The organism is Mycobacteroides franklinii, assembly GCF_002013895.1.
GTDB classification, from domain to species: Bacteria; Actinomycetota; Actinomycetes; order Mycobacteriales; family Mycobacteriaceae; genus Mycobacterium; species Mycobacterium franklinii.
This window is the reverse complement of the sequence record NZ_MAFQ01000022.1, coordinates 1-13,619: the sequence shown is the minus strand read 5'-3', so window position 1 is coordinate 13,619 and position 13,619 is coordinate 1. Positions and strand designations below refer to the sequence as shown.

Below are 13,619 nucleotides of genomic sequence, written 5' to 3'. Positions count from 1 at the left end.
ATGGGCAAGATCACGATTGCGTGGCTACGGCAGTGTGTCGCCGGTTTGGCGGTGCTGCTGGCGCTGACAGTGGTTCTGGGCATTGGCTATCCGGCAGCGGTGTGGTTGGTGTCCCGTATCGACTCGGCGTCCGCCGAGGGATCACCGATCACGGATAAGAAGGGCTGTGTCATCGGGTCCGGCATCATCGGCGTTGATCCCAAGGTGGGCGACGGCGGATCCGACCCGTTCTTCCACGCCCGGCTCGTGGGATCGGTGTCCGACAAGGATCCCTTCGCCGTGGGTGATCCCGCCGCGGGCTCTCCGACCAACCAGGGACCCAACAGCGATCTGCTGAAGTCCTTTGTCGACGATCGGCGCGACGCGATTGCCAAGCGCGAGAAGGTCAATCCCGCGCGCGTCCCGGTCGACGCGCTGACGGGCTCGGGCTCTGGTCTTGACCCCGATATCAGTCCCGAGTACGCGGCGCTGCAGATTCCACGGGTGGCCGCCGCGAATGGGCTGAGCCGGGAGAAGGTGACACAGCTCGTCAATGACCACACTGCGTCGCGTCAATGGGGCATCCTGGGAGTGCCGCGCGTCAACGTGCCGATGTTGAACGCAGCCCTGGGTCTGACGGCCCCTAACTGCTCGTGAAGGAGACTGCATGCGGGGGACCTTGCGTATCTACCTGGGGGCTGCACCCGGGGTAGGCAAGACCTTTGCCATGCTCAACGAGGCACATCGCCGGGCCGGGCGCGGAACCGACGTGGTCGCTGCGGTCGTGGAGACCCACGGTCGCAGCAAGACCGCTGAGCTGCTCGACGGGCTGGACCTGATCCCGCCCAAGGAGATGGTCTACCGCGGAACTGTCATGTACGAGCTCGACGTGGACGCGGTGCTCGCGCGCAAGCCGGCTCTGGTGCTGATCGACGAGATGGCGCACACCAACGTGCCAGGCAGCCGAAATCCCAAGCGTTGGCAAGATATCGACGAGATCCTGGACGCCGGTATCGACGTGCTGACCACCATCAATGTGCAGCATTTGGAAAGCCTGAACGACGTCGTCGAGCAGATCACCGGGATCGTGCAGCGCGAAACCGTGCCCGATGCCGTGGTGCGCCGTGCCGAACAGGTCGAGCTTGTCGACATCACGCCGGAGGCATTGCGGCGCAGAATGGTTCACGGAAATGTCTACGCGGCCGAGAAGGTGGGCTCGGCGCTGAGCAATTACTTCCGGACCGGCAACCTCACCGCGCTGCGTGAGCTGGCGCTGTTGTGGCTTGCTGACCAGGTGGACGCCGCGCTGGCCAAGTATCGCTCCGACAACAGGATCACCAAGACCTGGGAGGCGCGTGAGCGCGTGGTCGTGGCGGTCACCGGCGGACCCGAATCGGAGACGCTGGTGCGCCGGGCAAGCCGGATCGCGGCCAAGTCAAGTGCCGAACTACTGGTTGTCCACGTGGTACGTGGTGACGGTCTGGTCGGAGCGTCCACCGCGGTCATGACGCGGGTCCGCCGATTGGCCAACGACATTGGGGCTTCGGTGCAGGCCGTCACCGGCGACGACGTGCCGCAGACCCTTCTCGACTTCGCCCGCGGTGTCAACGCGACGCAGCTGGTGCTCGGCACCTCGCGGCGATCGCGGTGGGCACGGATCCTTGAGGAGGGTGTGGCGGCGGCCGTCATCAGGGATTCCGGGGCGATCGACGTACACATGGTGACGCACGGACACACCTCGGGACGGATACGCGGCTGGTCGGTGCCCCAGGAGGGACGCAAGCGGCTCATCATCAACTGGCTGGCGGCGATTCTGGTGCCACCGGCTACGGCGTTGTTCATCCATTTCTTCGACACCGCGCTCGGGGTGGGCAGCAAGAGCGCGCTGTTTCTCATTGCGGTGTTGGCGGTTTCACTGCTCGGCGGCGTTTCGACGGCGCTGGTCTCGGCGGTCATCTCCGGCTTGCTGCTCAACTTTCTGTTCGTCGCACCGCGGTACAGCTTCACGATCGGCGAGACCGACAACGCACTGACCATCTTGATGATGATGGTGGCCGCGGTCGCGGTCGCGGCCCTGGTGGATGCCGCTGCCACCCGGGCCCGGCAGGCCCGGCGCGCCTCCCGCGAGGCAGAACTGTTGGCACTCTTCGCGGGCGGCGTCCTGGTGAATTCGGATCTGTCGGCATTGCTGGAACGAGTACGGGCCACGTACAACCAGACGGCGGTCAGTCTGCTGTGCGCGCAGGGGCCGGCCATCGCCAGCGTGGGGGAGGATCCGCCGACCCGTGAATCGGAGGCCGACTCGGTGTTCCGGGTCGACGACGGTGCGTACGCGCTGGCGCTCAACGGGCCACCGGTGCCGTCCAGCGATGCGCGGGTGCTGCAGGTGGTCGCCGGGACCGCGGTCGGTCTGGTGCGGTCGGCACGGCTGGCGGAGGAGGCGTCGCAGGCTTCGGCCCTTGCCGAGGCCGACCGGCTGCGGCGCGCATTGCTTTCGGCAGTCAGCCATGATCTGCGCACACCCTTGGCCGCGGTCAAGGCCGCGGTGTCGAGCCTGCGCAGCCCCGATATCGAGTTCTCGCCGGACGATACCGCCGAACTGCTTGCCACCGTGGAGGAATCGACCGACCAGCTCACCGCCTTGGTGGGCAACTTGCTGGACTCGTCGAGGCTGGCGGCGGGGGTCGTCAAACCTCGCGCGGTGCCGGTGTACGTCGATGAGATCGCGCAACGTGCTCTGCTGGGTGCCACCGAGAACGACCGCAAAAGGGTGCATCTGGAGTTGGGTGGTGCGGTGGTTCAGGCAGATCCGGGCCTGCTCGAACGTGTGTTGGCCAACCTTGTCGACAATGCACTGCGATACTCACAGGGAGAGGTGCGGGTCAGCCACGAGGAGGTGGACGACCGCACACTGGTGATCGTCGCGGATCACGGGAAGGGCCTGGAGGCGTCCAAACGCGGTGCGGCCTTTGATGCCTTCCAGCGACTCGGCGACCGCGACAACACTGTTGGTGTGGGACTTGGTCTTTCGGTGGTCAAAGGTTTTGTGGAAGCAATGGAGGGCACGGTGAACGCGACCGACACGGCCGGCGGTGGTCTGACCATGATCGTCGATCTACCCAGTGCTGGTTCTTCCCTCGCCGGGGTGCTCCGGTGACACGGGTACTGGTGGTGGACGACGAGCCGCAGATCCTGCGCGCCTTGCGGATCAACCTGTCGGCACGGGGCTACGACGTGGTGACGGCCTCTTCGGGTGCGGGTGCGCTGCGCGCGGCCGCCGAGACGCAGCCGGAGGTGGTGATCCTGGACCTCGGGCTCCCCGATATGGACGGCACCGAGGTCCTGGCCGGGCTGCGCGGTTGGACGGACGTGCCCGTGATCGTGTTGTCGGCGCGTACCGATTCTGCCGACAAGGTGGAGGCGCTAGACGCGGGCGCCGACGACTACGTGACCAAACCCTTTGGCATGGACGAGTTCCTGGCCCGACTGCGCGCCGCGGTGCGGCGTGGCACACCAGACAGTGCCGAACCGGTAGTCCATACCGAGACCTTCGATGTGGATCTGTCCTCACACAAGGTGATCCGTGACGGCAGAGAAGTGCACCTGACGCCTACTGAATGGTCGATGCTGGCGGTACTGGTGCGCAATCGTGGAAAGCTGGTGGGCCAGAAGGAGCTACTGCACGAGGTATGGGGACCGGCGTACAGCTCCGAAACTCATTATCTGCGTGTGTATCTCGCGCAGCTGCGCCGTAAACTAGAGATAGATCCGGCTCATCCGAAGCATCTGCTCACCGAGGCGGGGATGGGGTACCGCTTCCAGGAATAGCCCGTCAGAACGGCGGGCGGCCGAGGTCGATCTGTTGGACGTCGGGATCGCAACCCGGGCGGTATTTGGGCACCAGTTGCCCGTAGGTGGCCCGAAAATTGTCGGCGCCGACCTTCTCCACATTTTCCGGTGATGCGAGAAGAAGATAGATCCCCATCGGCGTGATCCGCTTGGTGAAGCAGGTATCGACCACCGTGAAGGTCTGACGCATCGCCGATGTCGGCACGATCTTGGGATCTCCCGGCGGGATGTACACCAGCTCTTCGATGCGGGGAGCCCACGAACCAGACAACAACTGCGCCCGTACCTCGCTGTACGGACGCAGCAATAGCGACTCTAGCGTCACTACCGGCTCGGCCGCGGCAGTTGGCGCCCAGAAAGATGAAACGCAGAAAAATGAAGCACAGAAAGTCGCCGCGGCCGTGACTGCGGCGATTACATAGCATTGCGGGCGTGACGTCATTATGGGTAGAGCGTACGGGCAATCGGCGCTACACGGGATACAGCTCCCGAGGCGCGGAAGTGCTGATCGGGTCGGAGACGGTCGACGGGGTCTTCACCCCCGGTGAGCTGCTCAAGATCGCCCTCGCGGCCTGCAGTGGAATGTCCAGCGACCAGCCTCTTGCGCGCCGCCTCGGCGACGATTATCAGGTGCGCATCGACGTCAGCGGCCCCGCCGATCGGGAGGCGGAACGCTACCCGGTACTCGACGAGAAGATGGTCATCGATCTGAGCGCGCTTACCCCTGCCGAACGCGAGCGGGTATTGACCGTCGTGGAACGGGCGATCGACCAGGTGTGCACCGTCGGACGCACGCTGAAGGCCGGAGCCGAGGTGAATTTCACCGTGGATGAGCGCTCGCGCGAAGACCGGCAGGTGGATGAGCGCTCGCGCGAAGACCGGCAGGTGGATGAGCGCTCGCGCGAAGACCGACAGGTGGATGAGCGCTCGCGCGAAGGCCAACAGGCTGGTGGCTAGTGTCCGCTTGTCTGCCTGGGTGCATGGCCATGTCCAGGGGGTCGGGTTCCGCTGGTGGGTGCGGTCCCGGGCCCTTGAACTCGGTCTGACCGGATATGCCGCGAACGCGCGCGATGGCCGGGTGCATGTGGTCGCGCAGGGCGACAAGGCTGTATGTGAACAGCTGCTTGCCAGGTTGAACAGTGGTGAAACGCCAGGTCGCGTGGATGTTGTGGTGGATAGCTGGCACGAGCCCGGCGAGCCCATCTCCGGGTTTAGCGAGCGATAGCCGCACTCAGGCCGTTTCTCGGCGCCCGAGGGACTCATCGGCAGGTATTCTGGCCCGCTGTGCACCTCAAGAGTCTGACGCTGAAGGGCTTCAAGTCCTTTGCTTCGCCGACGACTCTGCGCCTGGAACCCGGTATTACCTGCGTGGTCGGCCCCAATGGATCGGGTAAGTCCAATGTCGTGGACGCCCTGACCTGGGTGATGGGTGAGCAAGGCGCCAAGGCGCTACGTGGCGGCAAGATGGAAGACGTCATCTTCGCGGGTACATCCACCCGCGCCCCGCTGGGGCGCGCTGAGGTGACGCTGACGATCGACAACTCCGATCACGCGCTGCCGATCGAATACTCCGAGGTTTCGATTACCCGTCGCATGTTCCGGGACGGCGCCGGTGAGTATGAGATCAACGGTCAGACCTGTCGGCTGATGGATGTGCAGGAGCTGCTGTCCGACTCGGGCATCGGCAGGGAAATGCACGTGATCGTCGGCCAGGGGCGGCTCTCTCAGATCCTGGAATCTCGCCCGGAGGATCGACGCGCTTTCGTCGAAGAGGCGGCCGGTGTGCTCAAGCACCGCAAGCGCAAGGAAAAAGCCGTCCGCAAGCTGGAGTCGATGGCGGCCAATCTCGCCCGATTGACGGACCTCACTACCGAACTTCGACGCCAGCTCAAACCCCTTGGCCGCCAGGCGGAAGTCGCGCGCCGCGCTGCCACCGTGCAGGCGGATCTGCGCGATGCGCGATTGCGCCTGGCCGCCGATGACCTGGTGGCCCGCCGCGCCGATTTCGACGGAACCAACGATGCCGAGACGACACTGCGCAAGGAACACGCCGAGATCACCGACAAGCTCGATGTGGCGACCGCACTGCTCGACGAGCATGAGACGGCACTGAACGAGTTGATGCCGCAGGCCGAGCTGGCCCAGCAGACCTGGTTCCGGCTCTCGGCGCTGGCCGAACGTGTCAGCGCCACCGTCCGGATCGCCGGAGAGCGGGCCAGTCACCTCGACGAGGTGGCAGCCACGCCGACCGGACCTGACCCCGAGGAGCTGGAGGCGCAGGCCGAGCGCGTCGCCGAGCAGGAACGCCTGCTGATCGCGCAGCTGGAAACGGTGACCGAGCAGCTGACCGAGGCGAAGGCCATGCTGTCGGCCAGGGAATCCGCCGTTGCCGCGGCGCAGCGCCAACATATGGCCGCCGTTGCCGCCGAGGCGGATCGCCGTGAGGGTCTGGCCCGGCTCACCGGCCAGGTTGACACCATGCGCACCCGACTGGAATCCATCGATGGTCAGGCACAGCGGCTTACCGAGGCGATCGGGGAGGCGACGCTGCGCGGTGAGGCCGCCCAGACCGAGTTCGACACCGTCAAGGCGCGTGTGGCCGAGCTCGACCAGGGTGAGGTGGGGCTGGACGAGCATCACGAGCGCTCGGTCTCGGCATTGTCGATCGCCAACGAGCGCGTCGCTGAGCTGCTGTCGGCCGAGCGCCAGGCCGAACGACAGATTGCCTCGCTCAAGGCGCGCATCGACGCTCTGGCGATCGGTTTGGAACGTAAGGACGGATCTGCCTGGCTTACCGAGAATCGCAGCGGCTCCGGGATTTTCGGATCGATTGCGCAGCTGGTCAAGGTGCGGTCTGGTTACCAGGGTGCCATCGCCACCGCGATGGGGCCGGCCGCCGACGCGGTGGCCGCGGAGAACCCTTCCGCGGCGCATGAAGCGGTGAAGGCCCTTAAGTCGTCGGATGGCGGTCGGGCGGCGATCGTCTTCGGGGACTGGCCCGCGCATACCCACGCGCACCCCGCGTTCACCCTCCCGTCCGGCGCGCACTGGGCCATTGACCTGGTGGAGGTGCCCGAGCGGTTATTCGCGGCCGTGGCTGCGATGTTGTCCTCGGTGGTCGTTGTCGACGAACTCGGTGCCGCCATTGACGTGGTGTTGGCCAACCCGCTGCTGCGGGCCGTGACCATCGACGGTGACCGGGTAGGTGCCGGTTGGGTTGCCGGAGGCTCAGACAAGAAACAGAGCACCCTGGAAGTCCAGGCCGCCATCGAGGCTGCGGGAGAAGACCTGCGGGCCACCGAGACTCAGGTGGGTGAGATTTCTGCCGCGTTGGCAGGGGCACTCGCCGAGCAGACCGCGCGTCAGGACACCGCCGAGCAGGCGCTGGCCGCCCTCAACGAATCCGATGCGGCCATCTCGGCGGTGTACGAGCAGCTGGGCCGCGTCGGTCAAGACGCCCGGGCGGCCGCCGAGGAGGTGAAAAAGCTTACCCTACAACGTGATCAGCTAGAACTTGGCCGCTCCAAGACGATGGAAGAGCTGGCCGAGGTTGAGTCGCGGCTGCGCAATGCCGAAGAGGCGCCCAACCTGTTTGACGACGAGCCCATCGATCGCGACGACATGGCCATCGAACTGGAAGAGGCACGTTCCGTCGAGATCGAGGCACGCCTGGCAGTGCGGACCTCCGAAGAACGAGTGAATTCCGTTCGGGGTAAGGCTGATTCGTTGCGGCGTGCTGCTACGGCCGAGCGTGAAGCACGAGCCAGGGCCGCGCGGGCGGCCGCCGCACGGATGCGGGCAGCCGCCGTCGCCGCTGCCGTCGCGGAATCGGGACGTATGGTCGCGGTCCGTCTCGAGCGGGTGGTCGCCGCCGCCTCCACGCGTCGTGACCAACTCAGTGCCACCCGTGCACAGCACACATCGGCCATCGGTGCCGTGCGCGACCAGGTCCGCGAACTTTCCCAGGCACAGACTCGTCTCACCGACGCGCTGCATCGCGACGAGGTCGCCAAAGCTCAGGCGGCCCTGCGCATCGAGCAACTCTCCGAGCAGGTGCTCGAGCAATTCGGTATGGCCGCAGACGATCTCATCGCGGAGTACGGTCCGCATGTCCAGTTGCCGCCCACGCAGCAGGAGATCGACGAATACGAGCAGGCTCGTGAGCGCGGGGAGCAGGTAAGCGCACCCCAGCCGATGCCCTTCGATCGGGACACTCAGGAACGCCGTGCCAAGCGCGCCGAGAAGGATCTGCGCGAGCTCGGCAAGGTGAATCCCCTTGCCCTGGAAGAGTTCGCGGCGCTGGAGGAGCGGTACAACTTCCTGTCCACCCAGCTCGAGGACGTCAAGGGCGCCCGCAAGGATCTGCTCGATGTCGTCGCCGACGTGGACGAACGCATCCTGCAGGTGTTCACCGAGGCCTACGCCGACGTGGAGCGTGAGTTCAAGGGAGTGTTCTCGTCACTGTTCCCCGGTGGTGAGGGACGGCTGGTGTTGACCAACCCCAATGACATGCTCACCACCGGCATCGAGGTGGAAGCGCGTCCGCCGGGTAAGAAGGTCAAGCGTCTGTCGCTGCTGTCCGGTGGGGAGAAGTCGCTGACGGCTGTCGCCATGCTGGTGGCTATCTTCCGTGCGCGGCCTTCACCCTTCTACGTGATGGACGAGGTCGAAGCCGCGCTCGACGACGTCAACCTGCAGCGTCTGATCGGGTTGTTCGAGCAGCTGCGGGAGAAGTCGCAGCTCATCGTCATCACGCACCAGAAGCCGACGATGGAGGTTGCCGACGCGCTGTACGGCGTCAGCATGCGTGATGACGGCATCACGCAGGTGGTCTCGCAGCGTATGCGTGGCCTAGAGACCCAGCTCGCGAGCCAAAACACTTAGCGACTCGGCACGTTTGGCGGGATCGCCCAATACCTGGATGGCTACCTGGGTGGCGCCTGCCTCCCGATGTTCCTGTAGCCGCGCCGCGATCTGTTCCGGCGTCCCGTACGCGATAAGTGCGTCCAGTAGCTTGTCGCTGCCGGGCTTGACCAGGTCTTCCTTGGTGCCGGCGAACCGCTCCAGCATCGTGAGGTAGTTGGTCAGACCGAGATACAGGTCCAGCGCCTGACGGCCGATCGCCCGTGCCTCGTCGGGATCGGTGGTGAGGACCACCTTCTGCTCCGGGACGATGATCGCCTCCGGTCCGAGAAGCTCGCGGGCCCAACGAGTGTGCGACGGCGGTGTGAGATAGGGGTGCGCCAGCGCCGAGCGCTCGGCCGCCAGTTTGAGCGACTTCTCCGCCAGTGCGGCAAGGCCGCGGCCTTCTCGCGGAACCCCGACCTCGTCGAGCACGTCGAGATACTCGACGAGCCCGGAGTACGGCTTGTAGACCACACCGTTGTCGACCTCCGGATGCCCGGCGCCGATGCCGAGAATGAAGCGCCCGGGATGTGCGGCGTGGATGCGCCGCCACGACTGGCCCGCTTCCCGTGCGGGCGCCGACCAGATGTTCACGATCGCCGTCACGATTCGGATCCGCTCCGTTGCGGCGAGCAGTGGATCGACCCACGGCAGATCCGCAGGGGGTGAGCCACCCAGCCACGCGGTATCAAAACCAAGGCCCTCGACGGCGCGCAGCAGCTCCGCGTCAACCGTGTCGTAGTGAGTGAAGAATCCGAACGGGGCGAACTCTGGTGTGGTCACCTTACGGCGAACGCACTTGTCCGCCGCTGGTATTCCCCTGGAGGGCTGCTACTTGTCGGCGCCGCAGCTACAGCTGGAGCCGCACTGACAGTCGGTGCAGGTGCAGTTCGGGTTGTCGCAGGCCTTGGTCGTTTCGGATGCGACGGTCTCATTGCTAGTCATGCATATGATGCTACGCCCGCCGCGCTATTCCCTCGCGGTATTGCGCCACCAGATGGCCGCGCCGACGGCCACCAGTCCAAGCACGAGTAACCACGGCCAGGCGCCGTGCAGATAGACCCAGCCAGCGATGGTGCGCTGAATCTTCCCGGCCGCGTTGACGATCGGATCATCGGGGTTGCCGTTGGCATGAAACAGCCTGACCTCGTAACTGCCGTAATAGCCGACGTAGGCGCCGACGACGAGGAGAATCGCCCCGCTGATCCGGTTGAGATAGGGCAGCGCGCGGCGCATCGCGGTCAGCAACACCGTGCTGGCCAATGCGGTGGACACGGCCAGTGTTCCCACCACGAGGGTGATGCCGGAGGCATAGGCCAGATAGACCATCACACCGTCGAACAAGGAGCCACTTTCGAAGGTCGTGCTGGTGACCGCGAGGAAGGGGCCGATGGTGCAGGACAGCGAGGCCACCGCGTACCCCACGCCGTAGCCGAACATCGAACCCAGCCGGGTAGTGGGCGCGTTCGCATCCAGCACCTTGGGCATGAGCGCGATGATGTCGCGGCCGGCCAGCAGCCACAGGCCAAGGATTACCAGACCTATACCGAAAACCACTGTCACGAAAGGTAAGTAACGCTGCACGACGGAGGCCACCGACACGGTCAGCAGTCCGAAGATGGTGAATACCGCAACGAACCCTGCGGCCATCACCACGGTGGCGATGACCGCGCGGGCCAGTGCTTGCGACTTACCGATTTCGGCACCGGGTCCACGCACCACGAGCGCGAGGTAGACCGGTAGCAAGGCGAAACCGCACGGGTTGAGCGCGGCGATCAGCCCCGCTGCGAAGGCCAGAGATGTCAGGTGAGTGCCTTCACCCGGTCGCTGAGCTCCTGCTCGGACATTGACGATGTGGGGTTGTTCACAAAGTCCGAGGTGCCGTTGGAGTTGATGAACAGGTATGCGGGCTGCCAGGCCACACCGAACTGCCGCCACAACGAACCGTCGGCGTCATTGAGGTTGGTGAAGTGGAGGTTGTAGCGCGAGATGAATCCCTCCATTTCTCCGACTGATCCGCGGCCGGAGATGCCCACGAAGGTGACCCGGGGATTGGCCGCCGACACCGCACTCACATGCGGGCCCTCGCCGTTGCAGAACGGGCAGTATGCCGCCCAGAACCACAGCACCACGGGCTTGCCCTTGAGGCTGGCGCCATTGAAGGGGGCGCCCGAGACGGTGGTACCGGCAAAATCGAGCAGGTCATCGGCGTGCGCAGCCGGTGCCCGGACGATCCCTGCCGAAAGTACGGCAGCAGTCAGAAGTGCCAGGACAAGCCTGGACACGGCCCGAAACTTCTTACGTCCCCCGAATTGGATATTCATGCCAAGAACCTCCTGGGACGAGATGTGACTCCCGCAGTGTATGAGGGTTTCGCCTGTTTAGCGGGGGCTTGAACGGGGACGTAGTGAAATTCGCCGCAGACCAGCGACGGTGTTGACATCGGCGCAGTGCATGGCGATGCGCAGCTCGTCGAGGAACTGCTCAATCCAGGCGATCACCGCCTGCGGCGATTGCACCGCCGGTGCCAAAAGAGGGAGCGCGACCGAGACCACGCTGGCGCCCAGCGCGATCGCCTTCGCGGCGTCCATGCCGGTGCGGATGCCGCCCGAACCGATGAGAGGCATATGCGGCAGCTCGGCATGCACCTCGACAAGGGCCTCCGCCGTCGGGATGCCCCATTCGGCAAGCTCGGGCGAGGTGATCGCGCCGAACCGGACGAACTGTTCGACCCGGGCCCATGACGTGCCGCCCGCACCGGCGACATCGATCGCGGCCAGCCGGCATCCGCCAAGACGGCGCGCGGCGGCGCCACTGATTCCGTGGCCGACCTCCTTGAGCAGCACCGGAAATTCGACCGCATGGGTCAACTCGGCGAGGCGGTGTACCTGCCCGGTGAAATCGGTGTCACCGTCGGGCTGTACCGCCTCCTGCAGCGGGTTGGTGTGTACTGCCAGGGCATCGGCGCCCACTCGCTGCACCAGCGTGTTGAGCTGAGCAGCGGGGGCAATGTTGCCGAGTTGTGCGAGCCCGATATTGCCGATCAGCAGGATGTCGGGCGCTAGCCCGCGTACCGCGAAGGTATCGGCGCTCCCCGGATCGACCAACATCACTCGCTGAGAACCGAGCATCATGCCGATGCCGAGCTCTTGAGCAGCGGCCGCCAGGTTGCGGTTGATGGTGGCCGAAAGCTTCGCCCCGCCCGTCATGGCTCCGATGAGAACGGGTGCTGCCAGCTGCTTGCCCAGAAACTCGGTGGACAGGTCAACACCGGCGAGACTGGAGTTGGGCAAGGCCATATACGGAAGGTCGAGTCGCTCCAGGCCGGTGGTTCGGGTGACGTACTGAACTGGATCGCTCAGGCAGGCGTCAATGTGGCGCTTCTTGCGTTCCTGTAACAATGCCCTGGTGCCTCTTGAAGTGTGGATCGCCGTCGCGATCGTTGCCGTAGTGGTTGTTGCCGCGTTGGTCTTCGGACTGGTGCGTTACCGCTCCCGTCGTATCAGCCTGACACGTTCCGACACAAACACGGGGATCACCGAGGGCGCCACACCGGCCGACCGTTCCGGTGGATACACCGCTGGCTCCACCATCAGCTTCAGCGAGGGGGGCGGGCAAGCGGCTCCGCTGCCCACCGTGGGGGATGACGCGGAGATCCCGCGGGACGCGCCGCGGCGCACCATCTCCAACGTCCAGCTGCCCGAACCCGCCCCGGAACCTGAACCCGAGCCCGTGCCCGTTGAGGTGTCCGAACTGGTTGCGGCCCCCGACGCAGAACCGGAATCGGAAGCCGAGCCCGAGCCAGCTCCAGAACCTGAACCCCAGCCCGAGGCCGCGCCCGCACCGGTGCTCGATGAGATCGCACCCGTGGCCGGACGACTCGATCGGTTGCGGGGACGACTGGCCAGTTCGCAGAACGCGGTGGGACGTGGCCTGCTCGGGCTGTTGGGAGCCGGTGACCTTGACGAGGAATCGTGGGAGGAGGTCGAGGACACTCTGCTGATCGCCGACCTCGGCACTGCCGTCACCACCTCGATTGTGGACAGACTGCGTAGCGAGATGGCGGCTCGCAGCGTGCGCACCGAGGCACAGGCCCGGGCGTTGCTGCGTGAGGTACTGATCGATGAGCTGCAACCCGAACTCGACCGGTCGATCAAGGCGCTGCCGCACAACGACAAACCGTCGGTGTTGCTTGTCGTCGGGGTCAACGGCACCGGCAAGACCACCACCGTCGGCAAACTGGCCCGCGTGCTAGTCGCCGATGGACGCCGGGTGGTGCTGGGGGCTGCGGACACCTTCCGCGCCGCCGCGGCCGATCAGCTGCAGGCCTGGGGGCGGCGCGTGGGCGCCCAGGTGGTGCGGGGTGCCGAGGGTGCCGATCCCGCCTCGGTCGCCTTTGATGCCGTCGACGCCGGAATCCGCGAGGGCGCCGATGTGGTGGTCATCGATACCGCCGGACGACTGCACACCAAGACCGGCCTCATGGACGAACTGAGCAAGATCAAGCGTGTCGTGGAACGCCGCGCCGATGTTGACGAGGTGCTGCTCGTGCTGGACTCCACCATCGGGCAGAACGGTTTGGCGCAGGCACGGGTGTTCGCTGAGGTAGTGGACATCACCGGGGTGGCGCTCACCAAACTTGATGGAACAGCCAAGGGCGGCATCGTCTTTCACGTACAGCGTGAGCTCGGGGTGCCGGTCAAGCTGGTTGGCTTGGGGGAGGGGCCCGATGATCTTGCCCCGTTTGAGCCGCCCGCCTTCGTAGATGCCCTGCTCGGGTAGAGAACAACCGGTAACAGACGCGAAACACACGCGCGCTCTCTCTGAAACATCTGCTGCGCATTGTTCTCAGCGCAACCTGCTGAGATTTCCTGAGAGGAATGCCG

11 protein-coding genes and 1 pseudogene are annotated in these 13,619 nt (G+C 65.4%); 7 read left to right on the top strand and 5 right to left on the bottom strand.

The features are described 5' to 3' along the window. Genes B4393_RS25890 through B4393_RS25880 form a run of 3 tightly spaced genes read left to right on the top strand, consistent with a single transcriptional unit; the run spans position 1 to position 3,807 of the window. The gene (locus tag B4393_RS25890) at positions 1 to 636 is read left to right on the top strand and encodes a potassium-transporting ATPase subunit C (protein ID WP_078336568.1); all 636 of its coding nucleotides are present in this window, start codon (positions 1 to 3) and stop codon (positions 634 to 636) included. A gap of 10 nt (positions 637 to 646) precedes the next feature. Then, the gene (locus B4393_RS25885) at positions 647 to 3,136 is read left to right on the top strand and encodes a sensor histidine kinase (RefSeq protein WP_078282719.1); all 2,490 of its coding nucleotides are present in this window, start codon (positions 647 to 649) and stop codon (positions 3,134 to 3,136) included. Then, positions 3,133 to 3,807: a response regulator gene (locus tag B4393_RS25880; protein ID WP_070939030.1), complete on the top strand. Its 675-nt coding sequence runs from the start codon at positions 3,133 to 3,135 to the stop codon at positions 3,805 to 3,807. The genes B4393_RS25885 and B4393_RS25880 overlap by 4 nt, the downstream gene beginning before the upstream one ends. Before the next feature lie 4 nt (positions 3,808 to 3,811). On the opposite strand, the gene B4393_RS25875 is transcribed toward B4393_RS25880, so the two are convergent. Then, entirely contained in the window at positions 3,812 to 4,270 is a 459-nt protein-coding gene (locus B4393_RS25875; protein WP_070939031.1) for a hypothetical protein, read from the bottom strand. Between B4393_RS25875 and B4393_RS25870 the strand changes: the two are divergent. The 3 genes and pseudogenes from B4393_RS25870 to smc all read left to right on the top strand — a co-directional run. Then, positions 4,261 to 4,662: pseudogene (locus B4393_RS25870) on the top strand (OsmC family protein); the annotation flags it as partial. The gene B4393_RS25875 and the pseudogene B4393_RS25870 overlap by 10 nt on opposite strands. Positions 4,663 to 4,747: 85 nt before the next feature. After that, positions 4,748 to 5,053 (top strand): acylphosphatase, encoded by a 306-nt coding sequence (locus B4393_RS25865; RefSeq protein ID WP_078336567.1) that lies wholly within the window; start codon positions 4,748 to 4,750, stop codon positions 5,051 to 5,053. Positions 5,054 to 5,112: 59 nt separating this feature from the next. Further along, positions 5,113 to 8,712: a chromosome segregation protein SMC gene (gene smc, locus B4393_RS25860; protein ID WP_078336566.1), complete on the top strand. Its 3,600-nt coding sequence runs from the start codon at positions 5,113 to 5,115 to the stop codon at positions 8,710 to 8,712. Here smc and B4393_RS25855 read toward each other — a convergent pair. The 4 genes from B4393_RS25855 to fni all read right to left on the bottom strand — a co-directional run bounded on the left by B4393_RS25855 (position 8,680) and on the right by fni (position 12,134). Next, on the bottom strand, positions 8,680 to 9,516 hold the full coding sequence (locus B4393_RS25855; protein ID WP_078336565.1) for a TIGR03620 family F420-dependent LLM class oxidoreductase: 837 nt from the start codon (positions 9,514 to 9,516) through the stop codon (positions 8,680 to 8,682). The two genes, smc and B4393_RS25855, sit on opposite strands and share 33 nt — an antisense overlap. Before the next feature lie 186 nt (positions 9,517 to 9,702). Then, the gene (locus tag B4393_RS25845; RefSeq protein WP_191987168.1) at positions 9,703 to 10,539 is read right to left on the bottom strand and encodes a cytochrome c biogenesis CcdA family protein; all 837 of its coding nucleotides are present in this window, start codon (positions 10,537 to 10,539) and stop codon (positions 9,703 to 9,705) included. Beyond that, the gene (locus tag B4393_RS25840; RefSeq protein ID WP_078336607.1) at positions 10,536 to 11,057 is read right to left on the bottom strand and encodes a protein disulfide oxidoreductase; all 522 of its coding nucleotides are present in this window, start codon (positions 11,055 to 11,057) and stop codon (positions 10,536 to 10,538) included. Before B4393_RS25840 ends, B4393_RS25845 begins: the two co-directional genes overlap by 4 nt. Positions 11,058 to 11,114: 57 nt before the next feature. Continuing rightward, positions 11,115 to 12,134 (bottom strand): type 2 isopentenyl-diphosphate Delta-isomerase, encoded by a 1,020-nt coding sequence (gene fni / locus B4393_RS25835; RefSeq protein ID WP_078336564.1) that lies wholly within the window; start codon positions 12,132 to 12,134, stop codon positions 11,115 to 11,117. On the opposite strand from fni, the gene ftsY reads away from it, so the two are divergent. Then, the gene (ftsY, locus tag B4393_RS25830; protein ID WP_191987076.1) at positions 12,106 to 13,515 is read left to right on the top strand and encodes a signal recognition particle-docking protein FtsY; all 1,410 of its coding nucleotides are present in this window, start codon (positions 12,106 to 12,108) and stop codon (positions 13,513 to 13,515) included. The genes fni and ftsY overlap by 29 nt on opposite strands. Positions 13,516 to 13,619 lie beyond the last annotated feature (104 nt).

Coding starts and splice junctions, on each gene's coding strand:
- B4393_RS25890 (WP_078336568.1), top strand. CDS start 1: ATGGGCAAGATCACGATTGCGTGGCTACGGCAGTGTGTCGCCGGTTTG.
- B4393_RS25885 (WP_078282719.1), top strand. CDS start 647: ATGCGGGGGACCTTGCGTATCTACCTGGGGGCTGCACCCGGGGTAGGC.
- B4393_RS25875 (WP_070939031.1), bottom strand. CDS start 4,270: ATGACGTCACGCCCGCAATGCTATGTAATCGCCGCAGTCACGGCCGCG.
- B4393_RS25865 (WP_078336567.1), top strand. CDS start 4,748: ATGAGCGCTCGCGCGAAGGCCAACAGGCTGGTGGCTAGTGTCCGCTTG.
- B4393_RS25840 (WP_078336607.1), bottom strand. CDS start 11,057: ATGAATATCCAATTCGGGGGACGTAAGAAGTTTCGGGCCGTGTCCAGG.
- ftsY (WP_191987076.1), top strand. CDS start 12,106: ATGTGGCGCTTCTTGCGTTCCTGTAACAATGCCCTGGTGCCTCTTGAA.